Origin of the sequence: Bacillus cereus group sp. BfR-BA-01356, assembly GCF_022663635.1 — a bacterium.
Lineage (GTDB): Bacteria > Bacillota > Bacilli > Bacillales > Bacillaceae_G > Bacillus_A > Bacillus_A cereus.
Genome location: NZ_JAKUFX010000078.1, coordinates 13482 through 28501, shown reverse-complemented (window position 1 = coordinate 28501; position 15020 = coordinate 13482). Strand labels below are relative to the sequence as shown.

Sequence of the window (15020 nt, the reverse complement as noted above, 5' to 3'; positions counted from 1 at the left end):
AGGGTTTATTTGAGATGCTTATTTTTAAGAGTATGCTTTTATTTTAGGAATGTTTTGATCCGATGAGTCGAAAGCTCAGGTTGTGCTCACTCTTAAGTTGATGGGCATGTTATTGCATCCTTATAAAGGATATTTATCTTTTTAGTTACAAAAATATTCAAAAAAGTGAACCTTTTTCTAGGTTCATACGTCTAATATATGTAAAGTTAAATTGGAAGTGATGAAGTGAGGATGAAACAGGAGGAGCAATTGTGAAAGTAATCCCTTTATATAAAATGATTGTAAAAGAAGAAACGGATGTTTCTTTAGCGAAAAAAGGTGATCATGAAGCCTTTATAGCGCTTATACATACAGAAAAAGCGAAGATGTATCGAATAGCAAAGGCGATGTTACGTGATGAGACAAATATAGAGGATGCGATACAGACAACAATTTTAAAAGCCTATGAAAATATAAAAAAATTAAAAAAAGAAGAATTTTTTCAAACTTGGTTAATTCGAATACTAATAAATGAGTGTAACAATATTATTAGAGCGTATAAAAATGTAATTGTGACAGAAGAGAATGATTATATTATGAGTGCGTGTGATCAGTATGAAGATATAGATTTGTGTAATGCGATTCAATCGTTACATGAAGAATTAAGAGCTGTTACGGTGCTTTATTACTATGAAGACATGAATCAAGAGAGTGTAGCAAAGCTGTTAGAAATACCGAAAGGAACAGTGAAATCAAGATTATCACGTGCGAGGGAACAACTACAAAAACGATTAAAGATGGAATAGGGGGTGTAAAGGATGGATAATGAAAAATTATTTGATGAGAAATTAAAAAAGAGAATAAAAGATGAAAATGTTATAGTACCTCCAGAGTTAAATGAAAAGATTAATGGCACGCTACATAATCTTAAGGTAAAAAAGAAGAGTTACAAAATTCATATGATGATAATTAGTGCAGCGGTTTGTATACTTTCAGTGGTATCTATGTCTGAGTTTTCTATACAAAGTTTTGCGCAAAATGGTGGAGTATTTGAATATGTAAAGAAAAAAGCGTTTTCTGATTATGAAAATGAAGAAGAAATAAAATCGAATGTACATTATCCAGATAAAGAAAAGATTCATCAAAAAATGCTAGATTCTATTGATTATTTTAAAAATATTTCAGGACAATTTGAGGAATATTCTAGCTCATCAAGAATTGCTACAACATATAAGTATGCGATTGATACGGAGAAACAAAGAGGTATCTCTTCGAAAGAAGATAAACTAGCCAAAAAACGAACAATTATATATAACGAGGGCAAGAAAAAAGAGTTTGATGATGAGAAGTATACCTATAAAGAGACAAAATGGAACCCGAAAGAAAGAAACAATGAACTATTAAAATTAAATCCTACGGAAAGGTTAGTGAGAAAATCAGATGAGAAAAAGAGATATGATGATGAATATGTAGGGCTAGCTAAATATAGTATTCAATCAGAATTCGCAGATTTATTAATTCGATATAAAGATTGGAATTATAAAGAAACGAAATATCTTGGATTAGATTGCTACAAAATTGAAGGAGTTATAAACATAGAGATGCCTGTTAGCACCTCTGAAGATTTAAGAGGGAAATTCGAAATGGTTGTGGAGAAAAATACAGGGATTATGTTGAAATTTCTTAGTTTTCAAGAAGGCTTGATTCAATATTCAGTTACGACTGAATGGATACAAATAGATAAGGGATTGAAAGAAAGTATGTTTCAAAAGGATAGCGCTAAATATGAAAAAATGAAAAACATATTGGATGAATAGAAACAGGAGGAGAGTAAATGGGGAATCATTCATTTTTAAGAGAAGAGAAAAATAAGCAAAAATATAAAAAGAAAAAGATAATAAGTTTACTACTGGCGGTATTACTATTTGGTGGAATTGGCTATGGAGCCTATGTATATATGAAAACTTCTAGTCTTGTACAAAAATCTAATTTGAATTTAGCACGAGGTGAAAAATCCAATTTACGTGAGAAATCTGTAAAGCCAATTGCAAATCATGTTTCACTTTTAATTATGGGAATTGATGAAAATCAAGAACGACAAAAGGAATATAATGGTGCATTTCATACAGATGCATTATTGTTAGCGACTTTTAATAAAGACGATAAAACAGTGAAATTAACGAGCATACCGCGTGATACATATACATATGTTCCAGTTGAAAAGAAAAAAGATAAAATAACCCATGCATATGGAAGTGGTTTCGTTAAAAATGGTAAAGATGGAGGACCGCAAGCTTCTGTGGAAGCGGTAGAGAAATTGTTACAGGTGCCTGTTGATTACTTTGTGAAATTTAATTTTGGTTCCTTTACTAAAATTGTTGATGGGTTAGATGGTATTGAAGTGGATGTCCCAGTTGAATTTACGGAGCAAAATAGTAAAGATGAACCTGATGCGATTCATTTGAAAAAAGGATTACAAAAATTAAATGGGGAAGAAGCACTTGCACTAGCAAGAACGCGCCATATTGATAGTGATGCAATGAGAGGACAGCGCCAACAACTGGTTATTGAAGCGATTTTAAGTAAATTAAAAAGTGTAGGATCGGTTACGAAGCTAGAAAAAATAGTTGAGGCGGTTGATGGTGATTTTAAAACAAATTTAGTAATGGATGATATTTTATCTTTTTATAAATACGGTTTAAACGGTTCAGTTGAAAAAATACAATTAGCTGGTGATGATTTATACTTACCTAATGGCCCAAACGGGCAACGTGTATATTATTATAATCCTAATAAAAAAGATCTACAGAGTTTGAGTAATACTCTTAGAACACATCTAGGATTAAGTGAAAAACAGATTGAGGAGAATTAAAGCAGATGTAATGTCTGCTTTTTTATTATGTTAAATAGTATGTCTTTTATCCTTAAATGTTATATACTATTTTCAAGTTTAAGATAATAGTGTAACATAAATTATAGTTTAAGTTAAATAACAGGGGGGCTATTACATAGAATATATCATTAGCAATTATTGAAATAGTATGGGAGAAATGAAAATACAGGGGAGTATCAAAAATGAGAATCGTAAAGAATTTAACATTCCAAGTTATTGTGGCTATTATTTGTGGTATTGCAGTAGGGGCAATTTGGCCGAGTGTTGGACAACAAATGAAGCCAATTGGTGAAACATTCATCAATATGATTAAAATGGTTATTGCACCGATTATCTTTTTAACAATTGTGCTAGGTATTGCAAGTATGGGAAGTATGAAAAAGGTAGGCCGTGTTGGTGGGAAGGCACTATTATATTTTGAAATTGTTACAACAGCGGCTTTAATTATTGGTATCATCGTAGCGAATGTTGTACGTCCAGGAGATGGATTAGATCCCTCAAAACTAAAGGGCGGAGATGTTTCACAATATGTTCAAAGCGGACAAGAAATGAAATGGATGGATTTCTTTTTACATATCGTGCCGTCTAACATGTTTGAAGCATTTGCCAAAGGTGATATTTTACAAGTTCTGTTCTTCTCCATTTTATTCGGCGCAGGGTTAACGATGTTAGGGAAAAATGGACAACCGGTTATTGACTTTTTTGAAAGATTATCGAAAATATTTTTTAACATTTTATCAATTGTAATGAAATTAGCACCGGTTGGAGCATTCGGTGGGATGGCATTTACAATTGGGAAGTATGGTTTAAGCACGCTCATACCACTTGGTAAATTAATGATTTGTGTATATGCGACAATGGCATTATTTGTTTTTATTGTTTTAAATTTTATTTGTAAACTGTACAAATTTAGTTTGTGGAAATATTTAGCGCATATTAAAGAAGAATTACTTATTGTTCTCGGGACATCATCGTCAGAATCAGTACTGCCGCGGATGATGACAAAGATGGAAGACTTCGGGTGTTCGAAGCCGGTAGTAGGTTTAGTCATTCCAACAGGTTACTCTTTTAACTTAGATGGAACAACGATTTATTTATCAATGGCAACTATATTTTTAGCGCAAGTTTTTCACGTCGATCTTTCACTAGGTCAACAATTAACTATAATAGCTATTTTGTTAGTTACATCTAAAGGAGCAGCAGCAGTAACCGGTGGGGGATTCATTGTACTAGCATCTACTCTATCTGCAATGAATGTTATCCCATTAGAAGGTTTAGCGTTATTACTTGGTGTAGATCGTTTCATGTCAGAAGCACGTGCTATCGTTAATTTAATTGGTAACGGTATTGCAACTGTAGTTGTTGCGAAAAGTGAAAATGAATTTGATGATGAGAAGTATACGAGAGTAGTAGAGGAAATGAAAAGAGAGAAAATGGTCGGGTAAAAAGTCAGCTTTGCTGACTTTTTTATTTTTGTAGAAAAGATGTTTTTAGATATATGCATTATTTATTAGCAATAATTAACAAGTATTCAAGTGGTAAATGAGATGAAAGTGATTAAAACAACGAATGTGTATGAATGCGAAATAAGGTTTGAACAAAGTATGGAATTTTTATGAATATTACTGTAAAAAAATAATTTTTTAAAAATTTTCAATAATAATACTTTGCAAAAATTAAAAAATTAGTAGAATAAGAATTAGTAAGAATCGTCTGATAAATATATAGAGAAAAACAGAATTATCAGAAAATTCTTTAATAGCTATCGTTAAGAATTAGGGAGGGTACAAAATGAAAAAGAAACAAATGAAAAAACTAACAGCAGTTGTAGCACCGGTTTTAGCAATGAGCATGGCGTTAACAGCATGTTCTACATCAGGTGGAGATAAGAAGACAAGCACAAATTCTAGCTCTAGTGGAGATAGTAAATCAGGGGAAAAATTAGCAGCAAAACAAGTGTTAAATCGAACAGTAACACAAGAGATTCCGACGATGGACTCTTCAAAATCAACTGATACAGTATCTTCACAAATGCTAGGTAATACGATGGAAGGGTTATATCGTCTTGATAAAGATAATAAGCCGATTCCAGCAGCAGCAGAATCTAGCACGAAAAGTGAAGATGGTAAAAAATATACGTTCAAACTACGCAAAGATGCAAAATGGTCAAATGGAGATCCAGTAACTGCGAAAGATTTCGTATACGCTTGGCAACGTCTATTAGATCCAAAAACAGCTGCTGAGTATGCATTTATCGCATTCCCGATTAAAAATGCAGAAGTAGTAAATAAAGGAGAAAAACCTGTAACTGAATTAGGAGTAAAAGCAGTAGATGATCTTACGCTTGAAGTTGAGTTAGAGCAAGCAGTACCGTACTTCTTAAACTTAGTAGCATTCCCATCATATTATCCATTAAATGAAAAGTTCGTAAAAGAAAAGGGCGAGAAGTTCGGTTTAGAGTCTGATACAACTGTCTATAACGGACCGTTCGTTCTTAAAGATTGGAAGCATGAACAAGGATGGCAATTAAAGAAAAATGATCAATATTGGGATAAAAAGACTGTGAAACTGGAAGAAGTTAACTTTAGTGTTGTTAAAGAGGCTGCGACTTTAGTCAATCTATATGATAGCGGTCAAGTTGACTTTGCTTTATTAAATGGAGAGTTCGTTGATAAATATAGAAGCAAGAAAGATGAATTTGGCACATATTCACAAGTGAGTACGTATTTCATTCGTATGAACCAAAAACGTGATGGACAAGACACGCCATTAAAGAGCAAAAAATTACGTGAAGCAATTGCGCTATCAATTGATAAAAAGAATTTAGCAAATGTAATTTTAAATGATGGATCAAAAGAAGCTGACTTCTTAGTACCAAAAGGGTTAGCAACTGGACCGGACGGTAAAGATTTCCAAGAAACATTTAAAAACGGTTTGAAACCAAATCCTAAAAAAGCTGCTGCAGCTTGGGAAGAAGCGAAAAAAGAACTTGGAAAAGATCAAGTTACGATTGAATTCTTAAACTACGATACTGGTAATGCGAAAAAAGTTGGCGAATATATTAAAGATCAGATTGAGAAAAACCTAAAAGGTGTAACAGTTAATATTAAACTTCAACCATTTAAGCAAAAACTAAAATTAGAAACTGAACAACAATATGATATTTCGTATGGCGGATGGAATCCGGATTATGCAGATCCAATGACGTTCTTAGATATGTTTGAGACTGGACATTCTCATAACCAAATGAGCTTCTCTGACCCTAAATATGATGGCATGGTGAAAAAAGCTGGAACGGAATTAATGAGCGATGCGAAAAAACGTTGGGAAGAGTTAGGAAAAGCTGAAAAAACATTACTTGAAGAAGATGTAGCGATTGTACCTTTATATCAACGTGGAGATTCTTATGTTTTACAACCAAATGTAAAGGGAGTAGTAAAACATAATATCAGTCCAGAATTTAGCTTTAAATGGGCATATGTAACTGAAAAATAATAGAGTTAAAAAAGCATTTCAAAGTAGCTTAGCTACTTTGAAATGCTTTTTTTGTGAGCTTAAAATACTAATTTTTAGTATGGTTAAATAGAGGAGAATAAGGTGTATAGTATGTACATATAGTAGATGGGGGATAAATCCTACTAGAATAAAAGTCAGAATATTTAAAATTAAACTATTTACAAATGCGAAAAAAAAGAGTAGAATAACATTAGTTGTAATTTTCTGAAAAACGAATCTTTAGTAAGGGGTCTCTCAAGGGTTGGTAATGTACATATAATTAGGGAGGGTACAAAAATGAAGAGAAAAAAGATGAAAAAGTTAACGGCAGTTGTAGTACCAGTTTTAGCGATGAGTGTTGCATTGACAGCATGTTCTGGGTCAGGTGGGGAAAAGAAAACGACTACTACATCAAATAGTGGGGAAGAAAAAAAATCTGATATTAAATATGCAGCGAAACAAGTATTAAATCGTACGGAAAACCAAGAAATTCCGACGATGGATACTTCTAAATCTACTGATACATTAGGTGCGCAAATTTTAGGGAACACGATGGAAGGCCTATATCGCCTTGATAAAGATAACAAGCCAATTCCTGCTGCGGCAGAGTCTAGTACGAAAAGTGAAGATGGTAAAAAGTATACGTTTAAACTGCGAAAAGATGCAAAATGGTCAAATGGTGATCCTGTAACAGCGAAAGATTTCGTTTTCGCATGGCAGCGCTTACTTGATAAGAATACTGCGGCAGAATATGCATTTATTGCTTACTATATTAAAAATGCGGAAGCGATTAATAAAGGAGAAAAACCTGTAACTGAATTAGGAGCGAAGGCGGTAGATGATTACACGCTGGAAGTAGAATTAGAAAAACCGGTACCGTATTTCTTAAATTTATTAGCATTCCCATCATACTATCCATTAAATGAAAAATTCGTAAAAGAAAAAGGTGATAAGTACGGTTTAGAAGCAGATACAACTGTGTATAACGGTCCATTCGTTATGTCTTCATGGAAACATGAACAAGGTTGGCAGCTGAAGAAAAATGATAAGTACTGGGATAAAAAGACTGTGAAATTAGAAGAAATTAACTATAGTGTAGTAAAAGAGGTTGCAACGAAAGTAAACTTATATGATACAGGATCAATTGATTTTACATTACTATCAGGAGAGTTTGTAGATAAATATAAATCGAACAAAGAAGAATATGGTGAGTATGCGGAATCAAGTACATTCTTCTTACGTTTAAATCAAAAACGTAACGGACAAGACACGCCTTTAAAGAGCAAAAAACTTCGTGAAGCAATTGCATTATCAGTTGATAAAAAAGGATTGGCAAATGTAATTTTAAATAATGGATCAAAAGCAACAGATCAATTGGTTCCAAAAGGACTTGCGACAGGGCCAGATGGTAAAGATTATCAAGATACATTTAAAAATGGTCTGAAATATAATCCGAAAAAAGGAGCAGCAGCGTGGGAAGAAGCGAAAAAAGAACTTGGAAAAGATCAAGTTACAATTGAATTGCTAAGTTATGATGATGGAACTGCGAAAAAGATTGCTGACTATGTAAAAGATCAAATTGAGAAAAATTTAAAAGGTGTAACGATTAATACAAAAATTCAGCCGTTCAAACAAAAATTAAAATTAGAAACTGCGCAAGATTATGAAATTTCTTATGCAGGTTGGAGTCCAGACTATGCGGATCCAATGACATTTATTGATATGTTTGAATCGAAGAGCCCGTACAACCAAATGAGTTATTCAAATCCAAAATACGATGAAATGGTAGGAAAAGCAGGTAATGAATTAATGAGTGATGCGAAAAAACGCTGGGAAACGTTAGGGAAAGCTGAAAAGTTATTCCTTGAAGAAGATGCAGGGTTAGTTCCTTTATATCAAACAGGAAGATCGTACGTAATGAAACCGAATGTAAAAGGAATTGTGAAACATAACATCAGTCCAGAATATAGCTTTAAGTGGGCGTATGTAACTGAGGATGGCGGAAAAAAATAAAGTGAAAGCATTTCAAAAGTGGCTGAGCTGCTTTTGAAATGCTTTTTAGTATGCATAAGGGAATAAATCTCGTTAGCCTATTGAGAATCGGGTAGGTAATTAGGAAGGTTCTATCGGAGGAAAATAGAGAGGTCAGTAAGTAGTAAGACAGATGAATGATAGTAAGAGACCTCAGGCTAATAAGAAAAATATAGAACGTAGTAATAGATTGGAATAAGGGAAGGGATGTTTACATATAGTAGACGGGGGATAATTCATATAGTAGTTAAAACAGCAAGTTACTATAATAAAAAAATAAATATTTAGAAATTTACAAAAATACTTTACAAAATCTAAAAAAACAGTAGAATATTAATTAATAAGAATTTTCTGATAACGAAAGTTAGTAGAGAATTTCTAAATGTTAATATCGTACATATAATTGGGGAGGGTACAAAAAAATGAAGAGAAAAAAGATGAAAAAATTGACAGCGGTCGTAGCACCAGTTTTAGTAATGAGTATGGCATTAACAGCTTGCTCTGGATCAGGAGATAAAGAGAAGGCAAGCACAACACCGAAAAGTGGTGAAAAAGAAGGCGGAAAGTTAGCGGCGAAGCAAGTGCTTAATTTAACAGAGTCTCAAGAGATTCCATCTATGGACTCTGCTAAAGCGACAGACCAAGTATCGTTTCTAGCTTTAAACAACGTAATGGAAGGTTTATATCGACTTGATAAAGATAATAAGGCAGCTCCAGGGGTTGCTGAATCATATAAAAAGAGTGATGATGGTAAAAAGTATACATTTACATTAAATAAAAATGCAAAATGGTCAAATGGAGACCCTGTAACAGCGAAGGATTTCGTGTTTGCTTGGAAACGTGCGGTAGATAAAAATACAGCAGCGGAATATGCATACATTATGTTTGATTTAAAGAACGCAAAAGCAATTAATGATGGGAAAGCACCACTTGATACGTTAGGTGTAAAAGCTGTAGATGATTACACATTAGAGGTAGAATTAGAAAATCCAGTTCCTTACTTTGTAGAATTAACTTCATTCGGAACATTCTATCCGTTAAATGAAAAATTCGTAAAAGAAAAAGGTGAAAAATTTGGTTTAGAAGCAGATACAACGTTATACAACGGACCATTTACATTAACAGACTGGAAACATGAAGAAGGATGGAAATTAAAGAAAAATGCACAATATTGGGATAATAAAACAGTTAAGTTAGATGAAATCAACTTTAACGTAGTAAAAGATAGCGGTACACGTGTAAACTTATATGAAAGTGGACAAATCGATCGTGCGGGACTTACATCTGAAATGGTTGACAAATATAAATCAAATCCAGACTTCTATACACAAAAAACACCATCAACGTTCTTCTTACGTTTAAACCAAAAACGTGGTGGGCAAGATACAGTATTAAAAAACAAAGATTTACGTTTAGCGATTGCAAAGGCATATGATAAAAAAGGCTTAACGAACGTTATTTTAAATGACGGATCTACACCGGCAGATTACTTAGTACCAAAAGAATTTGCGAAGAGTCCAGATGGAAAAGACTTCCGTAAAGATAACGGAGATATTTTAAAAACAGATGTGAAAAAAGCAAAAGAGCATTGGGAAAAAGCGAAAAAAGAACTTGGAAAAGAGCAAGTAACGATTGAGCTATTAAACTACGATAGCGATAATGCGAAAAAAGTAGGGGAGTTCTTAAAAGGAGAACTTGAGAAAAACTTACCAGGGTTAACAGTGAACTTGAAAAATCAACCGTTTAAACAAAAGTTAAAATTAGAATCAGATTTAGATTATGATTTATCTTACGCTGGTTGGGGCCCTGATTACTTAGATCCAATGACATTCATTGATATGTTCGTTACAAATGGTCCTCATAACCAAACTGGATATTCAAATCCAAAATATGATGAAATTGTAGAAAAAGGTAAAGGCGAGCTATTAACGAAAACGAAAGAACGTTGGGATAGCTTACTAAAAGCTGAGAAAATGTTACTTGATGATGCTGTAATTGCACCATTATATCAACGTGGTGATGCTATCGTTCAAAGACAGAAAGTAAAAGGTATTGTTCACCATCCAGTTGGTGGAGACTACAGCTATAAATGGGCATATATTACAGAGGATAAGTAAGATGAGGGGCGTACAATACGCCCCCTTTTTCTATGCACTTTTCTTCCGTCCTCGAATATATAAAATAAAAAAGGGAGAATCCCATGAAACGAAACACATACATCGATTTCCTAGCTTATTACGGAATAGGAAGTGCTCATCCTGGTGGTTTTACGTTAACAAAACAATTGTTAGCACAACTGCCTTTTAAATATGGAGCGAATGTCCTTGAGATAGGTTGCGGTACGGGGAAAACAGCGGCATATATGACAAGGGAATTTGGTTATAAAGTAACAGCGGTTGAAAAGAATGAAATTATGATTCAAAAGGCAAAAGATAGATGGTTGTTTGAAGGGTTAGATATACAATTAATTGAAGGAAATGTAGAGAATTTACCGTGTTTGAATAACTCATTTGAGTTCGTACTTGGAGAATCAATCATCGCTTTTACAGATAAAGAAAGGGTTATCTCGGAGTGTTATCGTGTATTACAGCAGGACGGTAAGCTTGTTGTCATTGAAATGATTATTGATAGGCACATTGATAAGGGTGAGGAAGAAAAAATCGCCCAATTATATGGCATGAAAGAACTGTTAACTGAGAATGAGTGGGTACAATTATTTCAGAAAGCAAATTTTAAAAGAATTACAATTGCGGGTGGTGGCACGATTGCAGAAACAATCTCTGGCTCTGTAGAAGAGCCAGAATGGAATGTATCCTCACATATTCCGAATGAGTTATATGAGGCGTGGGCACAGCATGAAAATGTACGGCTTATGTACCAACACATTTTAGGGCATCGTATTTTTATATGTGAAAAATAAAGAAAAAGAGTTGGCTAAAGGTAGCCAACTCTTTACTATGTTAAATGAAAAATAATGCAGCTAATGTAATTCCGAAGATGAAACCAAATCCGAGTTCAACACCCCAGCCACAACCGCCGCCTCCCCAGCCGCCGCAACCACAACTACTACAACCACGACCACCACATCCGCAGCTGCTGAATCCACCACCGCATCCGAATCCACAACTATCACACCTGCTAAGGCCTCCACAAAGGTCACAACCACCGTTTGCATAAGCGTCGTAGTATCCGAACCCTGAATCAAAAGATGAGCGCTGTTGCACCGGTTCGATCCATACAGAGTTTTGTGTCACATCGATTATTTTACCTAAATGTATACGGCCATCACGGTCTTCAATCCGAACAACTTTTCCGAAATAACGTTGGCATGTATGATAACATTTTTGTCTATGCATATTCTTTCCTCCTTCCGCATTACAGTAATACGATATGTAAGGGGGACAAGTGCGGCTTGTACGAATGCCCTATCTATCATAATTGTTATAGGAAAGGGGAAATATAAGAAGAGGATATATAAGGAGGAAAAGGCATGAAATCTACAGATCAGTTTCAGACATACGAAGTACCATGGGAAGATTTTATTGAAGCGTTACGAGAGGAAATGAAGAAGCAAGTAGGGACAGATATTATTGATACAGTAGTTTGCAATTTAGAAGATGGTTTTGAAGTGTATACATATGTGCAGGGGGATTTAGATTTTGAATATAAGGAAGCGCTTGAGAGAAAATACGGAAGTGATGCGAAGACACCTAATGTGTTAACGATAATGTTATTAGCTAGTATTTATAATACAGGTGAAGAGAATATACGCTTGCATGCGGATCATAAAGAGAATCCGATTGTTGAATTGTATGTAAAGCAATGAAACACGCTGTGAAAGGCGTGTTTTTTAATTGTATGATAAAATGTTAGAAAATTAAGAAAGAAGGTGATGAGTTGGGAATTAAACATCTTAATTTAACAGTTGCAGATGTAGTAGCTGCAAGAGAGTTTTTAGAAAAGTATTTTGGCTTAACTTGTAGTGGAACAAGGGGGAATGCCTTTGCAGTTATGCGTGATAATGATGGATTTATACTAACGTTAATGAAAGGGAAAGAAGTTCAGTATCCAAAAACATTTCATGTAGGATTTCCACAAGAAAGTGAAGAACAAGTAGACAAGATAAATCGAAGATTGAAGGAAGATGGATTTTTGGTCGAGCCTCCTAAGCATGCCCATGCGTATACGTTTTATATTGAAGCACCTGGTGGATTTACAATAGAAGTGATGTGTTAAGTCAAAAATCAAACTTTTTGTTATGCGTTTTTAAAATAAAAAGTAGGAAAAGTCTGTTTTAAGCGTGGAGCTTAAACAGGCTTTTTTACTTATATAATTGGATAGAGAATGCTAGAAGGAATATTACCAAGTGTATGATCTGTTTACATAATAAGGTTATGGTGGGTTAGTTGTCCTAAAATACAAGTCATATATCTTGTTTCCTCTCATAAATTTAAACATAGGAATTTGTCTACAAAGGTGGCGAAGCCTCATCATGAAAATCCGAATTTGTGCCACGTTCATGTTGTTTCTATTTATATGTTTACCTTTATCAGCTTTTGCAAAAGGAGAGGAGGCAAAGGAAAGGGTCGTTTCACTTGTATATGACGATTCGGGCAGCATGAGAAATAACGATCGCTGGAAATATGCCAATTATGCTTTGCAAAGTTTAGTTGCGCTATTGGATGAAAAAGATAAATTTTCTTACGTTCCAATGAGTAAGCCGAATGATCCATTAAACATTTCGTTAACGAAGGATAAAAGGCAAACAGAAATTGAGGGAATTGGAGCGTGGAAAACGTATTTAAATACTCCATTTAGCGCGGTAGAAACGGCGATGCAATCTATAAAAAAGGAAGCAGATATAGATGGAAAACGTGAATTTTGGCTTATTGTATTAACTGACGGGGCATTTAATGATTTAGAGAAAGATAAGGTTGGCGGAAAAGAACAAATTTTGCAGAAATTAGCCCAGTTTAAGAAAGAAATGGATACAAAAAAGATATCGTTACATCCAGTCTTAATTACGATGGAAGAAGATTTAGGACAACAAGAAAAAGAACAACTAAATACGTTCAAGGAAATATGGAAGAAAGAGATAAATGGTGTTACGATGCCGTCAAGCGGAGAAGATGGCATTGTAAAAAGTGTAAATCAAGTGGCAGCATTAGTTGCAAATCGTGATCCATTCTCCTCTGTTGAATCGATTGTAAAAACGAAAGTAGTGGGGAAAAGAGTAGAGATTACAACACCATTTCCGTTAAAGCGTATGACGCTTGTACGACAATCGCCTTCTCTGCCCGATTATCAGGTCACACAAATTTCTAAACCATTACAATTACAATCTTCTTTTTCCATACATGCACCAGGAGAAGCAAAATTGTTCGGAAATATAGTTCATATAAGTACGGAAAATGAGGAAGTTATTAAACCAGGAACTTATACGATAGAAGTGGATCAGGACATTGAGAAAGAAGGACTACAAGTATTAGTTGAACCAGCGCTTAATTATACGGTTTCTACTTATGACAAAGATGATAGTAGTCAAAAAAATGTAGAGAACATGTACGAAGGTGTTACTGCTGTTATTGAAGCAAAGCCTACGGAGTTGCCAGTTCAGTCTTCTTACTTTCAGGCAGAAGTAGAAATAGATGGAAAACAATATGCAATGAAGTGGAACGATAAAAGGCATGTGTTTTATTACGAAACGAAGCTTGGTAAAGGGTTAGTACGCGGGAAAGTTCATATGAATATAAAGGGGTTTTATAGACAGACGAAAGAATTTAAAATTGAAACAGCTGAGAAACCGAAATTATCACTTCAAACTGTTACAAAAGATTATGAAGAAAAAGTGACAAATTTAGAGAATAGTAAACCATTTGTTTTACAACCACAGTTAGATGGTAAGTTAATGACAGAAGAAGCTGTAAAAAAACTATTAAAATCTACTGGTGTCACATCTAAACAATCAATCAATTATGAAATAAAGCAACATGGAAATCAAATCTATGTTTATCCTCGTCCCTATTACTCCGACACATTTAATTTTACAGATACCGGCACCGTAGAAGCTACCATCGTAATGCAGGATTCAAAGTTACAAGAAGTAAAGAAAAACATAACATTCCATATTCAAGATGCTCCGTTTTATGAAAAATATGCGCTTATTTTTAAGTTTGTCATTCCTATCACTTTATTACTGCTAGCAGTAGGAATCATTGTTTTAGGATGGATTGTTCGGCCAAGATTTCACCGGAAAGCACTACTGTATTATGAATGGGATCAAGAGGTAGCGAAAGATTGGCTATATCAATCTGAACCAGAATTACTTCGAAATAAATGGTGGAACCATTATTTTGGTATCCCATTTAGAGCAGAAAGAAAAACCGTGCAATCCGTTACGTTTATAGCGAAGAAAGGTTCGAAATCTGTCTTTGTAGCGAAAGAATCACAAGTAGTTGGAATGATTATTGATGGAATGTTTATAGCAGAGGATGAAGTAGGAATGGAACATAAGACACTATATCCAAATGAACTTTTACTAATTGATAGGGGATATGGTAAAGAGATTTACAAGTACGAATGTGAATAGTAGGTAGGGATAAGAAGGGGATGGAGTATTGAT

At 34.3% G+C, this 15020-nt stretch carries 12 protein-coding genes; 11 read left to right on the top strand and 1 reads right to left on the bottom strand.

Annotated elements, in window-relative coordinates:
- Window positions 1-251: 251 nt before the first annotated feature.
- From MR168_RS21995 to MR168_RS21960, 8 genes are all read left to right on the top strand, one after another.
- Window positions 252-785, top strand: coding sequence for a sigma-70 family RNA polymerase sigma factor (locus tag MR168_RS21995; protein ID WP_006917575.1), 534 nt, complete (start codon window positions 252-254; stop codon window positions 783-785).
- 12 nt (window positions 786-797) lie between these two features.
- Window positions 798-1796 carry a hypothetical protein gene (locus MR168_RS21990; protein ID WP_000368242.1) on the top strand — a complete coding sequence of 333 codons (999 nt, stop codon included), beginning with the start codon at window positions 798-800 and terminating at the stop codon, window positions 1794-1796.
- Window positions 1797-1813: 17 nt separating this feature from the next.
- Window positions 1814-2851: an LCP family protein gene (locus MR168_RS21985; RefSeq protein WP_000526716.1), complete on the top strand. Its 1038-nt coding sequence runs from the start codon at window positions 1814-1816 to the stop codon at window positions 2849-2851.
- A 203-nt stretch (window positions 2852-3054) separates the two neighbouring features.
- Window positions 3055-4317, top strand: a complete 1263-nt coding sequence (locus MR168_RS21980) for a dicarboxylate/amino acid:cation symporter (RefSeq protein WP_086412196.1) — start codon at window positions 3055-3057, stop codon at window positions 4315-4317.
- A gap of 346 nt (window positions 4318-4663) precedes the next feature.
- Window positions 4664-6367: a peptide ABC transporter substrate-binding protein gene (locus MR168_RS21975; protein ID WP_000730167.1), complete on the top strand. Its 1704-nt coding sequence runs from the start codon at window positions 4664-4666 to the stop codon at window positions 6365-6367.
- A 297-nt stretch (window positions 6368-6664) separates the two neighbouring features.
- A complete protein-coding gene (locus MR168_RS21970) occupies window positions 6665-8380 on the top strand; it encodes a peptide ABC transporter substrate-binding protein (protein ID WP_000823467.1) in 1716 nt (571 codons plus the stop codon).
- A gap of 440 nt (window positions 8381-8820) precedes the next feature.
- Window positions 8821-10515: a peptide ABC transporter substrate-binding protein gene (locus MR168_RS21965; protein ID WP_000823441.1), complete on the top strand. Its 1695-nt coding sequence runs from the start codon at window positions 8821-8823 to the stop codon at window positions 10513-10515.
- Between the two features lie 83 nt (window positions 10516-10598).
- The gene (locus MR168_RS21960) at window positions 10599-11318 is read left to right on the top strand and encodes a class I SAM-dependent methyltransferase (RefSeq protein ID WP_000828241.1); all 720 of its coding nucleotides are present in this window, start codon (window positions 10599-10601) and stop codon (window positions 11316-11318) included.
- Between the two features lie 40 nt (window positions 11319-11358).
- Here the strand turns inward: MR168_RS21960 and MR168_RS21955 are convergent, their stop codons facing one another.
- Window positions 11359-11754: a hypothetical protein gene (locus tag MR168_RS21955; protein ID WP_000555006.1), complete on the bottom strand. Its 396-nt coding sequence runs from the start codon at window positions 11752-11754 to the stop codon at window positions 11359-11361.
- A 134-nt stretch (window positions 11755-11888) separates the two neighbouring features.
- Here MR168_RS21955 and MR168_RS21950 point away from each other — a divergent pair, with 134 nt between their 5' ends.
- From MR168_RS21950 to MR168_RS21940, 3 genes are all read left to right on the top strand, one after another.
- Window positions 11889-12224: a hypothetical protein gene (locus MR168_RS21950; protein WP_086412197.1), complete on the top strand. Its 336-nt coding sequence runs from the start codon at window positions 11889-11891 to the stop codon at window positions 12222-12224.
- 71 nt (window positions 12225-12295) lie between these two features.
- Window positions 12296-12634, top strand: coding sequence for a VOC family protein (locus MR168_RS21945; protein ID WP_000511518.1), 339 nt, complete (start codon window positions 12296-12298; stop codon window positions 12632-12634).
- Between the two features lie 256 nt (window positions 12635-12890).
- Window positions 12891-14987, top strand: coding sequence for a vWA domain-containing protein (locus MR168_RS21940; RefSeq protein WP_006928458.1), 2097 nt, complete (start codon window positions 12891-12893; stop codon window positions 14985-14987).
- Window positions 14988-15020: the final 33 nt, after the last annotated feature.